Raw genomic sequence first — 17,450 nt, forward strand, 5'->3', positions numbered from 1 at the left:
GATGGCAAATATGATCGGGACCCCTGTAAAGAGAAAAGAAGATCCTCGCCTGCTGACTGGCAACGGCATGTTTACCGACGATATGAAGCTGCCGGGAATGCTCCACGCCGCCTTTCTGCGCAGTCCGTTTGCGCACGCCAAAATTGTCCGCATCGACACTGAAACAGCGAAACAGTACCCGGGTGTTATCGCCGTATTTACCGGTGCCGACCTGATCGGCAAAGTGAAACCAGTCCCGACCATGTGGTATGTGCCCGGTGCAGATTTGAAAGCAAAGGACAGAAGTCCGCTGGCGTTGGAAAAGGTGCTTTATGCGGGTGAGGCTGTAGCGGTCGTTGTCGCCGAGGATCGGTACATAGCGCGTGATGCTCTCGAACTGATTTCCGTAGACTACGAGGAGTTGCCAGCCGTTACCCATCAGGAAAAGGCCCTCCAGGAAGGAGCGCCGCTCGTCCACGACGATGTGCCGCAAAACCTGGCTCTCCTGTGGAAAGCGGGAGAGGTGCCGGATGAGGCGTTTGAACAAGCGGAGGTGGTCGTCCGGCAACGGCTGTACAACCAGCGGGTGATCCCCAACCCGATGGAAACGAGGGCGGCAGTGGCGCAGTTCAACCCTGGCAGCGGCGAGATGACGATCTGGTGCACCTCGCAAAACCCGCATATTCATCGAATGATTTACTCGGGAGTCCTCGGCATTCCGGAAAGCAAGCTTCGCATCGTAGCACCTGATGTAGGCGGAGGTTTTGGAGCCAAGATCGCGACGTACACGGAGGAAGCGGTCGTCGGCCATGCAGCCAGAGAATTGAGACGGCCGGTGAAATGGGTGGAGGAGCGCCGGGAGCACTTCATGGCGACTACCCATGCCAGAGACGAGGTTATCGAGGTGGAGCTGGCCGGGAAAAAGGACGGCACCTTTACCGCTCTGCGGGTCAAAAACACCGCCAATCTGGGGGCTTATCTCTCGACATTTGGAGGGGGCTGTCCGACGATTGACTTCGGCCTGATGATTACTGGAGCCTACCACATTCCGCAGGCAGCAGTCGTAACGTACGGCGTTTATACCAATACGACACCGACGGATGCGTATCGCGGTGCCGGAAAACCCGAGGCGACCTTCCAGATTGAGCGAATCGTGGATCTGTTTGCCCGAAAAGTGGGAATGGACCCGCTGGAGGTCAGACGCAAAAATTTAATTCCAAAGGAATCCTTCCCCTATACGACTGCAATGGGCTTGTTGTACGACAGCGGAAACTACGAATTAACCCTTGAAAAAGCTTTGGAGGCGGTGGATTACGAGGCGCTGCGAAAAGAACAGGAGGAGCTGCGGGCACAGGGCAAACTGATCGGCATCGGCTTTTCCACCTATGTGGAGCTGTGCGGCTTTGGCCCCTCAAAGGTTGCCGGAGCGATCGGCTTTCAGGGCGGGGTGTGGGAAAACAGCACGGTCCGCGTCCATCCGACCGGCAAGGTTACCGTCTATACGGGCACGTCTCCGCACGGACAGGGGACAGCTACCTCTTTCGCGCAGATCGTCTCGGATAAATTGGGTGTCCCGATCGAGGACATCGAGCTTGTTCACGGCGATACCCAGAGCATTTCGATGGGTTGGGGAACCTACGGCTCGCGGACGACAGCGGTCGGAGGCGCAGCGGTAGCCATCGCGGCAGACAGAGTCGTGGCAAAGGCGAAACGGATTGCGGCGCACGAGCTGGAGGTCGCAACCGAGGATATTGATTTTGCTGGCGGCGTCTTTTCCGTAAAGGGAGTGCCCGGGCGAGAGAAGACGTTCCAGGAAATTGCCCGCTCAGCCAATTTCGCCTGGAATTTGCCGGATGATGTGGAGCCTTCGCTCGAGGCGCAGTCTTTCTTCGATCCGTCCAACTTCGTATACCCGTTTGGCGCACACATCTGCGTCGTCGAGGTAGACAAGGATACCGGAGAGGTAGCGCTCAGGAAATATGTCGCGGTGGATGATGTCGGCAAGGTAATCAACCCGCTTCTAGCCGAAGGCCAGGTCCATGGCGGGGTCGTTCAGGGAATCGGTCAGGCGCTCTGGGAAGGAGCCGTATACAGCGAAAATGGCCAGCTGCTATCCGGAACATTCATGGATTACACCATGCCAAAAGCGCGATTCTTCCCCAGAGTAGAGTGGCATTTTACCGAAACGCCTTCACCCGTCAATCCGCTCGGCGCCAAAGGAATCGGGGAAACAGGGACGACTGCCGCTCCACCTGCCGTCGTCAACGCAGTGATGGACGCGCTGCAGCCCTTCGGCGTCGATGACCTGGATATGCCGCTGACGCCGGAAAAGGTATGGAAAGCGATGCAGAACAGGAGGGAAGGCATATGATACCGACTACATTCGATTATGTTCGGGCTGACACCGTAGAGGATGCGATTCGCTTGCTGCAGCAAAGCAATGGGGAAGCGAAGCTGCTTGCAGGCGGACACAGCTTGATCCCGCTGCTCAAATTCCGTTTGACCGCACCCGGCACTCTGATCGACATCAGCAAGATTGGCGAGCTGCAAGGAATTCGGCGGGAGGGGAACCGCCTGGTCGTCGGAGCTTTGACTACCCACCACCAGCTTCACACAAGCCCGCTCATAAGAGAAACCATGCCGGTGCTGGCCGATGCGGCGCGTGTGATTGGAGATTTGCAAGTCAGACATCGCGGCACCGTGGGCGGAAATCTGGCCCATGCCGACCCGGCTGCCGATCTGCCGGGAGTGGCTCTGGCGTTGGATGCCATGCTGGAGGTACAGAGCGAGGACGGAAAAGAATTGCTCGAGCTGGACGGATTTTTTCTGGGACCGTTGGTGACAGCTCTGCCGGAGACCAGCCTGGTGACTTCTGTCTCCTTTCTGATTCCGCCGTCTGATGCAAAGAGCGTCTATCTGAAATACGCGCATCCAGCCTCCGGATACGCCGTGGTTGGCGTCTGCGCCGTCGTGGGGACTGATCCTGACGGGACGATCAACCATGCACGTGTCGGAATCAATGGTGTCGGCGATGTAGCGTACAGAGCGATCAGTGTGGAGGAGCGTTTGCTCGGTCAAAGGCCTTCGAGGGAGCTGATTCAACAAGCTGCCGCCCATGCTGCCGACGAGGGGGATATCGGCGGAGACCTGTTTGCATCGGAGGAATACCGCAGGCATCTGTGCCGTGTCTATACCGAACGGGCCTTGGAGCAAATTCTCTTGCCGGAAGGAACGGCATGAGCGGATACGATTTCGCTCTCATCGAACGCGACTTCTACCAGCACGGTTACGTGACGGATACGTCTGTTGCGACGGCTCTCCGCCTCGTTCTTTGTCTCGGCAAACCGCTGCTGGTAGAAGGACCGGCTGGTGTGGGCAAAACAGAAATAGCCAAGACGTTGTCTCGCGTTTTACACACGCGGCTGATCCGTTTGCAATGCTACGAGGGGATGGACAGCCAATCCGCTTTATACGAATGGAATTATCAGAGGCAGCTCATTCGCATCAAGCTCGGCGAGGATAGCGGGCGGACGGCCGAAGAGCGTGAGGAGGAAATTTTTGGCCCGGCTTTCCTGTTGAAAAGGCCCATCCTTGAAGCTTTGACAGATGAAAACCGGGCTCCCGTCCTCTTGATCGATGAGATCGATCGTGCCGATGAGTCATTCGAAGCGTTTTTGCTGGAAGCCTTGGCCGAGTTTCAGGTCACGATTCCCGAGCTGGGGACAATCCGGGCGGTGCATCGTCCCTATGTCATTCTCACCTCGAACAGGACCCGTGAACTGAGTGATGCCCTGCGGCGCAGATGCCTCTATCAATGGCTGGCGTATCCGGATATGCAGAAAGAAGCGGAGATTTTGCGGGTGAGGCTGCCCGATATAAGCCAGCGCTTGGCAGAGCAGATTTCGCTCATGATGGCAAATCTGAGAGCACTCCCGCTGCAGAAGGTGCCGGGCGTAGCGGAAAGCCTCGACTGGGCTCAGGCGCTGATCAAGCTGCATCGCAGCGAGCTCGATCCATCTGTCGTGCAAGCGACGATGGGGTGCTTTGTCAAATACCGCGACGATTGGGAAACGGTGGAGGAGCAGCTGCGTTCGGGGAGGTTGCTTGTTGAAAAACGGTGATGCCAATTGCCTGGCACAAAATAGTTTGTCGCACCATCTGATTTGTTTTTCCCGGATATTGCGGGGAAGAGGCGTACTTGTCAGCCCGCAGCAAACGGCCGATGCGCTCCAATCGTTAGCTGTGCTGGATATTTCCGATGAAGCCCTGTTTCGCTACGGACTGCGCCTCAATCTCTGTTCGAGCCCGGAGGAGCAGCAGATATTCGACGAGGAGTACGAGCGGTACTTCCATGAAGAAGCCATCCGGGAGGACAGAAAGCCATCTCCTGAAATGGCAAAGCGAAAATCGCAAAAAGAGCAGTCTTCCCCGCCTGAAGCCTCTGCCCGGTCCGAGGAACGGCAACCAGACTTGGCTGATGCCGTTTGGAGGCCAGTTGATCAGGAGCTGGAGGCCGAAAGCACAAGGCAGGTCGGAAGACACGTCATTCCGACAGCGCCCTGGGAAGCAAGGAAACAAGTGCTCGTGCGCATCCCGACAAAGCGAAATCCGCTGATGGAGGAAGGTGCCAAGCAACTCATCGCGGAATTCCGGTTGAGGCAAAGGAGGGCGTGGCGACGCCAGCTTCGCGGCGCGCTGCTCGATTTTCGCCGTACCATTCGCAGTGGTTTGCAGACGGGAGGAGAGCCGCTCCTCCTTTCTTGGAAAAAGAGGAAGCCGCGAGAAGCCAATTTCTTGCTCTTTTGCGACGGAAGCAGGTCCATGAGCGGTTTTGCAGAAACGTTCCTGCAATTTGCCTATGCCTTGTCTGCCCGTTCGCGTCAGGTAGAGGTCTTTCTTTTTTCCACGAAGCTGCGGCGGATCAGCAGAGCGCTCCGGCATGCGAGGCAAGCTGATCAAACGGGCCAAACAGGTCAAACAGGTAAAACTGCTAAAACTGCCAATACGGCCAAAACGGCCAAAACCTCACCCCCTACCGTCATCGCAGAGTCGGCGGAATGGGGGAGCGGAACCCGCATCGGTGAATCTCTCCATACCTTTGTTCGGTTATACGGCGGCCGCCTGCTTAGAAAAGATACAGTAGTGCTAATCGCAAGCGACGGTTTGGATACCGGCGATGGGAGCAGGCTTGAGGAAGCCATGAAAACCATCTCCACAAAAGCTGCATGTGTGATCTGGCTAAATCCGCTGCTCGATGTGCCCGGCTATGAGCCGATTGCCCGCGGGATGCGTACGGCCCTGCCCTACATCGATGTCTTCGCATTTGCACGAGATCTTGGCTCGTATCGTACATTGGCCAAGACCATTCGTCTTTGGAGGTGAGTACATGAGAGATCATGCATGGATCATAAACATGATAAAGGAAGCGAAAACTTCCGGGAAGCGATACGCGATGGCAACAGTCGTACATGTCAAAGGATCGGCTTATCGCCGTGAGGGAGCCAAAATGCTTGTCGATGAGGAGGGGAAGTGCACAGGCATGATTTCGGGCGGCTGCCTCGAAGCTGATGTGTCGGAAGTAGCCAAACAAGTGCTGGAGACGGGGGCGCCAACTGTAAAAACGTATGTCATGGACGAAGACCTGGTCTGGGGCTTGGGACTTGGGTGTCCCGGTACGGTAGAGATCTACATTGAACCGCTGCTGCATGCCTGCTCTGCAAGCGATGAGCGGCAAGCATCAGCGGAGGGCAGCTTTGGAAATCAGGATGTGCCTACGCACGGCGATTCCGTTTATGACGCGTGGCTGTCTGCCATAGAGGATGAACGCGCAGGAATTCTCTTTACCCGATTGGACACGGTTGGAAGCGGCCAGACACCAGCGCCTTTTCGGCTGTTCGTGCCTGAGGCGGGAGAGAGTATTGGAAGTACCGGCGATTTGTCATTGGACTGGCTCGTGACTGCCAAAGCCAGGCAGCTTTTCCTCCAAAAAAATCCGAAGTCTGCTTCGCTCCGCGTTCCTTTCTCGGAAGAACGGGAAGCTGTAGTTTTTGCAGACGTGTATATTCCGCCTGCGGAAGTGATTATTTTCGGGGCAGGGCATGATGCCGTACCACTCGCAAAAACAAGCGTTGCCGCAGGATTTCGTACGACGGTGGTCGACCCGCGTCCGGCGTACAATACGGAAGACAGATTTCCTGGAACGACACGCCTGTTGACAGATGACAAAAACGGATTTGAGCCGTTAAAGATTGGGAATCGCAGCTATATCATCATCATGAATCACCATCTGGAACGGGACATCGAAGCTCTCCGCTTTTCCCTGCAAACGGAAGCGCCGTACATCGGGGTTCTTGGTCCGAGAAGCCGATGTGACAGAATATTGAAAATAATTGAGGGGCGTGGCGATCTTCTTCGGGAGGAACGGCTTGCCCGCCTGCACAACCCTGTCGGCCTGGACATCGGAGCGGAAACCGCGGAAGAGATCGCACTGAGCATCGTCACCGAAGTACTGGCCGTCCACAACGGACACCAGGGCCATTTTTTGCGCGGAAAAGAGAGAATTCACCAGCCTTCCTAGGTTTGGCCGGATATGTCGGAAAGTCAAGCCTGATACAGGCAGGAGGTTATTTGTGAACATCCAAATCGACGCGGTCATTTTGGCTGCCGGCTCGTCCTCCCGGATGGGCAGGCCAAAACAATTGCTCCCTCTCTCGGGTATGTTTCTGCTTGAACATGTGATCCATCAAGTGGCGGACTTTCCCTTTGCCCGTATTTTTACCGTAATCGGGCATCGGGCGGACTTGATTCAGGAGAAGATTCACATCGCAGACGACAGGTTTCAGTGGCTGATCAACCGTGACTATCAAGCGGGGCAGGGAACATCACTGGCTCTTGGACTCAGGCAAGTGACCGGTACACATCCGGCAGCCATGGTGTTTCTGGCAGACACTCCTTTTCTTCGGGAAGAGACGGTCCGCACGATCATAGAGTGTGGTCAGGAGCAGCTGCAGCAGGCCCCTGATCCATTCATGGTTCAGCCATACTTCGGAGATACCCCTGGACACCCGGTATTTTTTGGACACCTGGAAAATGGGCTGGAGTCGGTTGGGCCAGGCGATCGGATCGGGCAGAGGCTTGGGGAACAAATCAGACGTTTTCCGGTGCAGGTCGATGACCCGGGTATTTGCTTTGACATCGACACGCCGGAAGCGTATGAGCGAGCGGTCAAAATAGCGGCATTGAATAATGAGAAGCACGCGAATTTACATGGGGGTGAAGAAACCGATGAATCAGTTGCAGACGCGATACGAATACGGCGGGGATGAATTTGTCTTTGTCCAGCTTTCCGAGGAGATGAGTCTGGAGGCGAATTTTAAAGGTATGGCCATCACCAGGGAGTTGAAGCAGCGCGAGCTTCCCGGGATTGTAGATATTTGTCCGGCGAATGCCTCCTATATGGTGCGCGTCGATCCAGACGTGCTGCATCCGGAGGAGCTGATCAAGGAGCTGAAGGATATCGAGCAAAAGATGGCCGATCTGGACCACATTACGATTGCTTCCCGATTGGTGGATGTTCCCGTGCTGTTCGAAGACCCGTGGACACATGAAGCGGTCATGCGTTTTCGCGATCGGCACCAGGACCCGGAATCGACTGATCTGGAATATTCCGCCCGAGTGAACGGCTACGACAGTAAAGAAGCGTTTATCGAGGCGATCACGAGCGCTCCCTTTCTGGTCTCCATGATCGGATTTGTCCCCGGTCTGCCCTGGTGTTTCCAGATGGTCGCCCGGGAAAAGCAGATCGAGGTGCCGAAATACGTTCGTCCGCGCACGTTTACGCCGGAGCGCACGTTTGGCTTTGGCGGAGCGTTTGCCGTGATCTACCCGGTGCAGGGAGCAGGCGGGTATCAGATGTACGGGATTGCCCCTGCGCCGATTTATCAAAAGGAACAAACGCTGCCGGACTTCCGTGACTCGATGGTGTTCCCGCAGCAAGGGGACATTTTCCGTTACAGGAGTATTACGCGGGAAGAGTACGACCAGATCCGCAGCGAAGTGGAGAATGGTACCTTTGTCTACCGGAAAAAAGACTTTTCCTTTACCCCGCAAGAGGTTTTGGAAGACCCGGACGCATTCTCGGAAATGGTGCTGAGGAGGTTGTACCATGATTAAGGTAATCAAGCCTGGCTTGCAAACGACCGTACAGGATCAGGGGCGCATCGGCCTCTATGAGATCGGCATGCCACCATCCGGCGCCATGGATAAGTTCTCTTACACGGTTGGCAATCTGCTGGTCGGTAATCAGCGGAATGCAGCCGCTTTGGAAATCACGTACCTCGGTCCGGTCCTGCAGTTTGGACGAAAACTGCGAATCAGTATCACAGGCGGAAATATCCCGCCCAAAATCAACGGACAGCCGGTGGCGATGTGGGAAACGCTCGAAGTGCAGGAAGGAGATACGCTGTCGTTTGACTTTGTACAGTCGGGAGCGAGAACATACCTCGCCGTGGAAGGCGGCATTGACGTGCCGGTTGTGATGAATTCCCGCTCTACCTACACCTTGATCGGGATCGGCGGCTTTCAGGGCCGTGCGCTCGCGGAAGGCGATGAGCTTGCGGTGGGAGATATGCATGAAAAAAAGGTGCCGGTAGGAACGAGGATTGATCCTTCCCTCATCCCGGTGTTTCAGAAAACACATGAGATCCGCGTCGTCGTCGGACTCTGCAGCTATCGTTTGACAGAAGAGAGCAAGGCGGTCTTTCTGGAAAGCGAGTGGACGGTTACGCCGGAAGCCAACCGGATCGGGTATCGGCACAAGGGAGAGCGCCTGAAGTTTGTCGAGCGGCAGCAGCCGTTCGGGGCAGGCAGCAACCCTTCCAACGTGACGGACCTGGGCTATCCGATCGGGTCGATTCAAGTGCCGGACGGGGTAGAGCCGATCGTGCTTCTGCATGATGCGGTTACCGGCGGCGGATATGCGACCATTGCCACAGTGATCAGTGCTGACTTGAACCGGATGGCGCAGATCAAGACAAATGAAAAGGTAAAATTTGTTTCCGTTACGCTGGAAGAAGCGATAGGTGCAAGACGAAATCTCCGCGACCAGTTAATGAAAATTGCCGATGCGATCTGATAATGAACAAAAAGGAGGACTTGTCATGAGTGATAAAAAAGCGATTCTTTCCCCGCTTCCCGGTGTGTTTTACCGAAAGCCGAGCCCTGAATTGCCCGATTACGCCAAGGAAGGGGATGTCATCAAAGCAGGAGAGGTCGTCGGATTGATCGAGGTCATGAAAAACTTTTACGAGATCAAGGCGGAAGAGGATGTCCTCATTGAGCAGTTCGTGGTCGAGAACGAAACAATCGTCGATGCCGGCCAGGAGCTTGTTCTGGTAAAAAGCCAGGCGTCTTGATCGGAATGCGGACCCATAGGCTTGTTTTCTGAGCGGGATATAGAACGTGGGAAAGGGGGATCTATCGTAGATGAGAGTAGACCTCAATTGCGACATGGGAGAGAGCTTTGGTCTCTATCAGCTTGGACAAGATGAAGAAATGATGAAGTACATCTCCTCGGCAAATATTGCCTGCGGCTTTCACGCCGGCGATCCGCACGTCATGAGACGGACTGTGGAGCTTGCCAAGGCGAACGGAGTCGGGATTGGCGCTCACCCCGGGTTTCCAGACTTGATGGGTTTTGGGCGAAGATATATGAAATGCACACCGGAGGAAATCCGCGATTACGTCATGTATCAAACCGGAGCCCTGCGAGAATTCGCTGCATGGACAAAGACTGAGCTGCAGCATTGCAAACCCCACGGCGCCCTGTTCATGATGGCGATGGAAGATGAGCAGATTGCCAGAGCTATTCTGGAAGGTCTGGCCGCTCTCTCCGAAAAGATGATTGTCTTTGCGTTAAACGGTTCGGCAGTGGAGGAAGTGGGACGGCAGATGGGCATGCCAATCGCCCGGGAGGTGTACGCCGATCGGGAGCACACAGCCAATGGCTCCATTGTTCTCACTCGCCGGGGGCCTTCGATTACAGACAAGGAGGGAATGGCCCGTCGCGTCGTCCGCATGGTCACAGAAGGCCGGGTCCTGACGCCGGATGGCGAGGATGCTGAAATCAAGGCTGACACGATCTGTATCCACGGCGACACGCCTGGTGCAATCGATCTGATCAAGGAAATTCGTGCGGCGTTTGAACAGGCCGGGATTGAAGTGACACCGGTACGGGATTTGCTGTTTCATTAAAGAACGATTTCAGAAGGTCGATATCTTTTCATGGGGCAGGAAGCTGATCGGAGGAAGAACCGGTCAGCTTTTTCTATGTTGGACAGCATATTTCAAAAGTGAAAGAACGGAGAAGGTGTGGTAAAATGTAAAATGAGTGAAAAGTCGGAAAAGTAAAAATAATCGTCCGGAGGGGTCCTTGTGCTCGTTTGGAAAGATGTTTTACAAAAGGTTTCCGCACCAATTTCGAAAGACCGGACTTTGCAAGAGGCGATACTCGCCATGGAAGAACAAAAGGGAGAGCTGCTTTTCGTCAGCAGCGAAAACGATGAGATCATCGGGTATGTGGACAAGGATTCTCTGTTGAAACAACTGCAGAGCCAACAGTCGTTGCAAGGGAAAATTGCGTATCGGGCTGATATGGTGAAGGTGCCGGAAGAAGGGGCCATTTCGTTTTATCACAACATCTCTGTCGTACTCGGGGTTAATGAATCCGGAGCGATTACGGGCTATACGACAGCCAGGGATACAAAGAATCTGTTGAATGTATACAAGCTCCAGCAGGTAAACCGCATCTTTGACAGCTCCGGGATCGGAATTATCACGACCGATTCCGATTTTGAAATCACTTTCATGAATGAAACTGCGGAACAAATCCTCGGCCTTCCCAAACACGTCCTTCTCTATCGCAACTATAAAACGCTGATCACGGTCGAAAGAGATCTCGATGAAGTGCTGACCGGGAAACAAATGGTAATGGTCGAGTGCTCGATCAATTTTAAACGGACAAGCGGCAATATTTCCCCGTTGTATGAAAACGACAAGATTATCGGGATCGTTCACCTCTTCTCCAATCGGGAGAAGCTCGGGGATGCCGTCAACGAGCTCGAGTTTCTCCGCAATTTCAACGATGACTTGAAAGCTGTGTATTCATCGACGAACAAGCAGATTACCGTCGTCAATCGGGCAGGAACCATCATTCGCGTGGCGGGTACTTTTTTGCAAGGGTTTTGGCAGCAGGAGTCAGCAGAAAAACTGATCGGGAAAAACGTCTATGAGCTGGAAAAGGAAGGCGCCTTTTCTCCCAACATCACCGATTTGTGCCTTGCCCAAAAGAAGCGTTTGTCGCTGATCCAGGAGGCGAAAAACGGGAAAAAAGTCTGGTCGGTGGCGACGCCAGTCTTTCACGGAGACAAAATCGAGAAAATCGTGATTCTGTCGGAGGACATTACGAGCATTCACGAGCTGCGCGCCGAGCTGGAAATGGCCAAAAAGCAATCAGAGGAATACAAGCAGGAGCTGGACCAGCTATTGACACAGAAACATGACGGTCAGCGCAAGCTCATCTTTCGCTCGCAAGTCATGGAACGGTTGGTGGACGAGTGCAGGCATATCGCCAAAGTGGATTCGACCGTGCTGTTGTCCGGCGAGTCCGGTGTCGGCAAGGAGGTCTTTGCCAAAGCCATCCACGAGTACAGTCACAGACACAACGAGCCGTTCATTCGGGTAAATTGCGGCGCGATACCGGAAACCTTGATGGAAAGCGAGCTGTTTGGTTACGAAAAAGGAGCGTTTACTGGCGCAGACCAGCGGGGAAAGCCGGGACTGTTTGAGCTTGCTCACAAAGGAAGCATCTTTTTGGATGAAGTAACCGAGTTGCCTTACAACATGCAGGTAAAGCTCTTGCGTGTCCTGCAGGAAAGAGAGATGATGCGGGTCGGCGGCACCCGGACAATTTCCATCGATGTGAGAGTGATTGCGGCCACGAACCAAAATATTCACGAGCTGGTACGGAAAAATTTATTCCGCGAAGACTTGTACTACCGCTTGAACGTCATTCCCATCGATATTCCGCCCCTTCGCCAGCGTACTCTGGACATCATTCCGTTGTCCGTCCATTTTTTGCAGGTTTACAACCAAATGTACAAGCTGGACAAGGTATTGACCAAGGAAGCGCTGCATGTCCTGGAGGGATACCACTGGCCCGGGAATGTTCGGGAGCTGCAGAACATGATCGAGCGTCTGGTGGTGACGGCGAGGGAGGAGCATATCAGTGCCCGCGATGTGCTGTCCAACCTGTACGAAAGCAAGCCGCGCGATCAGGAGAAAAAACCGATCGTCCGTGAGATTATTCCTTTGAAAGAGGCGGTCGAGGAAGTAGAGACGCAGCTGATCAGTCTCGCCTTGCAAAAGTACGGGACCGCTGCCAAGGTCGCCCAGATTCTGGGCGTCAGCCCCGCGACCTTGAGCAGACGGATGCAAAAGCTGCTTTCCTGAAAGGAGGGGTGACGATGTTCACACTGCCCGAGACGAGATTCGACTTTGGCGGAGATGAATACATCTATGCGGAAATTTCCCGAGACATGAGCGAAGAGAGCAACTTCAAAGCACTGGCGATCACGAGCGAACTGCGAAGAAGGCAAATCCCGGGCATTCTTGACATCTGCCCATCCAATTCTTCGTACCTGATCCGTTTTGATCCGGAAGTGATCCCGGCAGCGAATTTGCTCGATTATTTAAAGGAAATCGACATGACCAAAAGCAACCCTGCCGCTTTGAATCTCGAAGTCCGTATCGTCGAGATTCCAATCTGGTACGACGATCCGATCACGAGGGAGTACAGCAGACGCTTTCAAGAGCGCAACATCATCAAAGAAAACATCAGCAACTTTGAGCTCGTGATGAAGCTGAACGGCTTCAAGGAAAAGGAAGCCTTTATCGAGGCGCATTCCCGCAGTCCATACTTAATCTCGATGATGGGCTTTATTCCGGGAACCGCATGGGAGTACCCGCTGGGCCTCAGGAAGGATCAGATCATCCAGACACCCAAATACGCAAGTCCGCGGACGGATACGCCTGGAAGAGCTGTCGGCCTCGGAGGAGCCTTTACGGTGATCTATCCGCTGTCCGCTCCGGGCAGCTACCAGCTGATCGGAATGGCCGCGGTGCCAGTCTTTGATCAGTCAGGCAAGCTTGAGGATTTGCGCGACTCGTTTTTCCTGGCCAGGCCCGGTGACATCTGGAAGCATCGTCCGGTTGAAGAGCGGGAGTACAAGCAGATTCTTTCGCAAGTAGAAGCCGGGACGTACCGTTACCGGATGAAATACGTCGATTTTTCCCCGGAGGAATACTTCGCGAAAAGAGAAGCGTACATCAAGCAAGTAATGGAGGACTTTTAATATGCTGCGGATCAGGGATGGCGGCTTGCAGACACTGGTTCAGGATATGGGCAGAAAGGAGTTTTATCATCTGGGGGTGCCGCCTTCGGGAGCCGCTGACAAATACTCCTATGTACTGGGCAATATTTTGCTGGGGAATCCGCATGATTACGCCGCCTTGGAAATTACGCTGCTCGGTCCGGTGATTGAATTTTGCAAAAGGACGGTAATCGCCATAACGGGAGCTCCATGCGAGGTGAGGCTCAATGAGCAGCCGGTGCCGATGTGGGAATCGCTGGTGATCCAGGAAGGAGATATGCTCGCATTTCGGATGACCACGCAGGGAGTCAAAACCTATCTATGCGTATCCGGAGGCATTCAAGTGCCGGATGTCCTCGGCTGCAAGTCGACCTATGTGCTTAGTCAATTAGGCGGCTTTCACGGCAGAAAGCTGCAGGCGGGCGACGAGGTGCAGATCGGAGAGCCTTTGCCCGGCGTTTTTCACCAGGTTGGCCGGCGAATTCCCGACGAATACATCCCTGCATTTTCGAATGAGATGGACATCCGGGTGGTGGTGGGCTTATCCAGCTACCGCTTGAGTGATGAAGGGATAAAAACATTTCTCAACTCGGAGTGGCAGGTGGGGCTGGAGTCAAATAATATCGCCTACCGATATACAGGGGCCACCGTATCGTTCAAACCGTTCGATCCGCCGTTTGGAGCGGGAAACAACTCATCCAATGTCGTCGATATCGTCTACCCTATTGGCGCGATCATGGTGCCAAACGAAAAAGAATTGATCCTGCTTTTGCGCGATGCGACGACAGGAGGGGGCTTTGTCACGATCGGAACGGCCATCAATGCTGATCTCGACTTGATCGCCCAATCCAGGCCGAATACGAAAACGCGGTTTTTGGCAGTCACCGTGGACCAGGCAATCGAAGCGAGGTTGTCCAAAAAGCGAAAAATTTTGGCCGTGCAAGAGCTGCTCCGTTAAAACCACGTTTTTGCCAGAGGACATTAGGACTGGCGGACGACATGAATAATCGGTATAATATGATTATTCCAACTATTATTTGGTGCTTCTTGCCCTACGCATTTCGGCAGTCTTTCATGGCAACAGCCGTCTGTAAACCGTGATGGCGACAATGGCGTCAAAGTCTCGGGGAGAAGGACGGAAAATGGGCGGCCACGATCCATCTCATGTAAAGGGGGAGGAGAATTGCGTCAGCGCTACAAAATACTGGTCATCGACGATGAGCCGATCACCCGGATGGATATCCGGGAAATGCTGCAAGAAGTAGGCTATGACGTTGTAGCGGAAGGCAGAAATGGTAAAGAAGCGATCGAATTGACGCAAAAGTGGAAGCCCAATCTCATTATTATGGACGTAAAAATGCCGATCATGGACGGCCTGAAGGCGACAAAAATAATTCGGGACACCTCAAACTCGGCTGTTCTGCTTCTCACGGCCTACAGCCAAAGAGAAATGCTCGTCGAGGCAGAGAGGGCCGGCGTTTGCGGCTATCTGGTCAAGCCGGTTTCCGAAGAAGAGCTGCTGCCTGCTGTAGAGATGATGATTGTTCGTCACAGACAGGCAGAGGCGTGAGCATTCACCTGCGAACCGTAAAGTTGATATTGGAAAAGCGACGGCGCTTTGAGTGGGGACAACCATGTTGTCCTGTATTCAAGGCGCTTTTTCTTTTTGTACTGCCCATGAATAAAGACCGCTTGCCAGTCAAGCGAGGGAGGAACGAGATATGAAGTTGTCTTGCGTAATCCGGAAGCAGCACTATCAATTTTCATCTGTCAAAGATGTTTTGGCCAAAGCAAGCGAGGAGAAGTCGGGTGACCAAATGAGCAGGATCGGCGCCCAGTCGGCCCTGGAGAGGATGGCAGCCAAAGTAGTGCTGAGCGAGATGCTGCTATCTGACATCTATGAAAATCCCGTTATTGCCTATGAAGACGATGAGGTCACACGCATTATTTACGACGATCTCAATTTGACCGTCTACAATGAAATCAAGCATTGGACAGTGGGTGAACTGCGCGATTACATTTTGTCTCGAAAAGCCCGCATGCCAGAGCTGACCAGGCTTAGCCGCGGACTTACCAGCGAGATGATAGCGGCGGTAGCCAAGCTGATGTCCAGCATTGATCTGGTCATGGCTTCTCAAAAGATGAGGTACCAGGCCTATTGCAACACATTGATTGGAGAGCCGGGGCGCCTTGCCTTCCGCTGTCAGCCCAATCATCCGATCGACGACCCGGAAGGCATCCTCGCCTCGATCAAAGAGGGGCTCTCCTACGGATCAGGCGATGCAGTCATCGGAATCAATCCGAATAACGATTCGGTTGAAAGCGTTACCAAGCTGCTCGTCATGTCGCATGAATTCATTCAACGCTGGCAAATCCCGACGCAAAACTGCGTACTGGCTCACATTACTACGCAGATGCAGGCTCTCCGGAACGGCGCTCCTATCTCGCTGATGTTTCAAAGCCTGGCCGGTTCGCAAAAGGCAAATGAGGCCTTCGGTGTCTCCAAAGAAATTTTGGACGAGGGCATGGAGTTGATGCTTCGCTACGGAACGGCGACCGGTCCCAATGTGATGTATTTTGAAACAGGGCAAGGGTCTGAGGTATCTTTGGATTCACACGAAGGAGTCGATATGCAGACATTGGAATCTCGAACCTATGGTTTTTGCAGGCACTGGAAGCCGTTTATGGTGAATAACGTTTCCGGCTTTATCGGTCCGGAGACGCTGTATGACGGCAGGCAGATGATCCGGGCGGATCTGGAGGACTTGTTTATGGGGAAAATGCACGGACTGCCGATGGGCATCGCTCCCACCTATACGAATCACATGTACGCAGACCAAAATGATCAGGAAATTGCCGGCATGCTGACTGCTTTGGCAGGGGCGAATTTTTACATGGGCGTGCCCGGGGGAGATGACGTCATGCTCAGCTACCAGGATACGAGCTATCACGATGACGCGAGCCTGCGGGAAATACTCGGGCTGAGGCCGTTGCGGGAATTTGAACAATGGCTGGAAAAGATGGGGATCATGGAGGACGGCAGGTTGACTGAGTATGCAGGAGATCTGACGATTTTTGATTAGAGTGGCGGGAGGCGAAGAAACATGAAGCAGGTTAATCTTGATGAGCTTGTCGATCGCGTGTTGGTTGAGCTGGCAAAGCAGAGTTCCTCGTCGGCAAAAAAAGAGCCACTTCAGGCGGGGGCTCATTCAAGTGATCCCATATACTTTCCGGAGGACAAAGAAATGGGGGTCGAGAAGCCGAAGGACCGGGAGTCGCTGGAAAGAGCGATGAGTCGGACACCTGCACGTATCGGGATCGGCCGCGCGGGAACGAGAATGAAAACGCGGAGCTACCTGCAATTTCGGATTGATCAGGCAGCAGCCCGAGACGCGGTGACGAAGGATATCGGCGAAGATCTTCTGCGTGAGCTGGGTCTGCCCATCTTGCAGACGAAATCTGCCGATATGCAGGAATACCTCATGAATCTGGAATCGGGGCGCAGACTATCCGATGAATCCGTGCGATGGCTGGAGCAGAACGGGGATAAAGGAAAGGATGTGCAAATCGTCGTATCCGATGGACTCAGCACATCGGCGATCGAAGCGAATATTCCCGATCTGCTTCCCGCCCTCCTGCAAGGTTTGGCTTTGCGCAACATTAGCACGGGAAAACCTGTATTTGTAAAACGGGGACGGGTCTGGGTACAGGATCAGATCGCCTCTATCGTCAAGTGCAAGGCGGTCATATCGCTGATCGGCGAGAGACCTGGACTTGCTACCGCGGAGAGCCTCAGCGCTTATATGATCTATCAGCCAAGTGCACAGACAGTGGAATCTGACCGGACGGTTATTTCCAATATCCATCGAGGGGGGACGCCGCCGATCGAGGCTGGGGCCTATCTGGCAGAGCTGCTCGATGATATTCTGCGTTATCAGGCAAGCGGCGTGACTCTTGCCAGGTTGAGATCAAGATAAGCTGGGGCGAGCCACTGGGGCTGAGACAGATGAGAATGATGAACCAGATGAAATGACTGAGCGGGTG

General features: G+C 53.9%; 16 protein-coding genes. All 16 read left to right on the forward strand.

The window, feature by feature from the left end:
- Nucleotide 1 precedes the first annotated feature (1 nt).
- Nucleotides 2-2,350, forward strand: coding sequence for a xanthine dehydrogenase family protein molybdopterin-binding subunit (locus EDM54_RS18115; protein ID WP_039071143.1), 2,349 nt, complete (start codon nt 2-4; stop codon nt 2,348-2,350).
- Entirely contained in the window at nt 2,347-3,219 is an 873-nt protein-coding gene (locus tag EDM54_RS18120) for an FAD binding domain-containing protein (protein ID WP_003386907.1), read from the forward strand. The genes EDM54_RS18115 and EDM54_RS18120 overlap by 4 nt, the downstream gene beginning before the upstream one ends.
- Complete coding sequence (locus EDM54_RS18125; protein WP_122958587.1) at nt 3,216-4,100, forward strand: AAA family ATPase; 885 nt, start codon at nt 3,216-3,218, stop codon at nt 4,098-4,100. Before EDM54_RS18120 ends, EDM54_RS18125 begins: the two co-directional genes overlap by 4 nt.
- Complete coding sequence (locus EDM54_RS18130; RefSeq protein ID WP_122958588.1) at nt 4,087-5,361, forward strand: vWA domain-containing protein; 1,275 nt, start codon at nt 4,087-4,089, stop codon at nt 5,359-5,361. The genes EDM54_RS18125 and EDM54_RS18130 overlap by 14 nt, the downstream gene beginning before the upstream one ends.
- 4 nt (nt 5,362-5,365) lie before the next feature.
- On the forward strand, nt 5,366-6,556 hold the full coding sequence (locus EDM54_RS18135) for an XdhC family protein (protein ID WP_122958589.1): 1,191 nt from the start codon (nt 5,366-5,368) through the stop codon (nt 6,554-6,556).
- A 52-nt stretch (nt 6,557-6,608) separates the two neighbouring features.
- Nucleotides 6,609-7,304 carry a nucleotidyltransferase family protein gene (locus EDM54_RS18140; protein ID WP_003386900.1) on the forward strand — a complete coding sequence of 232 codons (696 nt, stop codon included), beginning with the start codon at nt 6,609-6,611 and terminating at the stop codon, nt 7,302-7,304.
- Nucleotides 7,264-8,151 (forward strand): 5-oxoprolinase subunit B family protein, encoded by an 888-nt coding sequence (locus tag EDM54_RS18145; RefSeq protein ID WP_003386899.1) that lies wholly within the window; start codon nt 7,264-7,266, stop codon nt 8,149-8,151. Before EDM54_RS18140 ends, EDM54_RS18145 begins: the two co-directional genes overlap by 41 nt.
- Entirely contained in the window at nt 8,144-9,112 is a 969-nt protein-coding gene (locus EDM54_RS18150; RefSeq protein ID WP_003386898.1) for a 5-oxoprolinase subunit C family protein, read from the forward strand. The genes EDM54_RS18145 and EDM54_RS18150 overlap by 8 nt, the downstream gene beginning before the upstream one ends.
- 25 nt (nt 9,113-9,137) lie before the next feature.
- Nucleotides 9,138-9,392: an acetyl-CoA carboxylase gene (locus tag EDM54_RS18155; RefSeq protein ID WP_003386897.1), complete on the forward strand. Its 255-nt coding sequence runs from the start codon at nt 9,138-9,140 to the stop codon at nt 9,390-9,392.
- A 70-nt stretch (nt 9,393-9,462) separates the two neighbouring features.
- Nucleotides 9,463-10,230 carry a LamB/YcsF family protein gene (locus EDM54_RS18160; protein WP_003386896.1) on the forward strand — a complete coding sequence of 256 codons (768 nt, stop codon included), beginning with the start codon at nt 9,463-9,465 and terminating at the stop codon, nt 10,228-10,230.
- Nucleotides 10,231-10,491: 261 nt separating this feature from the next.
- Complete coding sequence (locus EDM54_RS18165) at nt 10,492-12,486, forward strand: sigma 54-interacting transcriptional regulator (RefSeq protein WP_081924465.1); 1,995 nt, start codon at nt 10,492-10,494, stop codon at nt 12,484-12,486.
- Between the two features lie 14 nt (nt 12,487-12,500).
- The gene (locus EDM54_RS18170; protein WP_003386894.1) at nt 12,501-13,388 is read left to right on the forward strand and encodes a 5-oxoprolinase subunit B family protein; all 888 of its coding nucleotides are present in this window, start codon (nt 12,501-12,503) and stop codon (nt 13,386-13,388) included.
- A 1-nt stretch (nt 13,389) separates the two neighbouring features.
- Complete coding sequence (locus EDM54_RS18175) at nt 13,390-14,364, forward strand: 5-oxoprolinase subunit C family protein (protein ID WP_024984776.1); 975 nt, start codon at nt 13,390-13,392, stop codon at nt 14,362-14,364.
- A 225-nt stretch (nt 14,365-14,589) separates the two neighbouring features.
- The gene (locus EDM54_RS18180) at nt 14,590-14,976 is read left to right on the forward strand and encodes a response regulator (protein ID WP_003386890.1); all 387 of its coding nucleotides are present in this window, start codon (nt 14,590-14,592) and stop codon (nt 14,974-14,976) included.
- Nucleotides 14,977-15,127: 151 nt separating this feature from the next.
- Nucleotides 15,128-16,489 (forward strand): ethanolamine ammonia-lyase subunit EutB, encoded by a 1,362-nt coding sequence (locus tag EDM54_RS18185; RefSeq protein ID WP_122958590.1) that lies wholly within the window; start codon nt 15,128-15,130, stop codon nt 16,487-16,489.
- Nucleotides 16,490-16,510: 21 nt separating this feature from the next.
- Entirely contained in the window at nt 16,511-17,383 is an 873-nt protein-coding gene (gene eutC / locus EDM54_RS18190; protein WP_003386888.1) for an ethanolamine ammonia-lyase subunit EutC, read from the forward strand.
- The last annotated feature ends 67 nt before the right edge of the window (nt 17,384-17,450 follow it).

Source organism: Brevibacillus borstelensis (genome assembly GCF_003710865.1).
GTDB lineage: Bacteria > Bacillota > Bacilli > Brevibacillales > Brevibacillaceae > Brevibacillus > Brevibacillus borstelensis.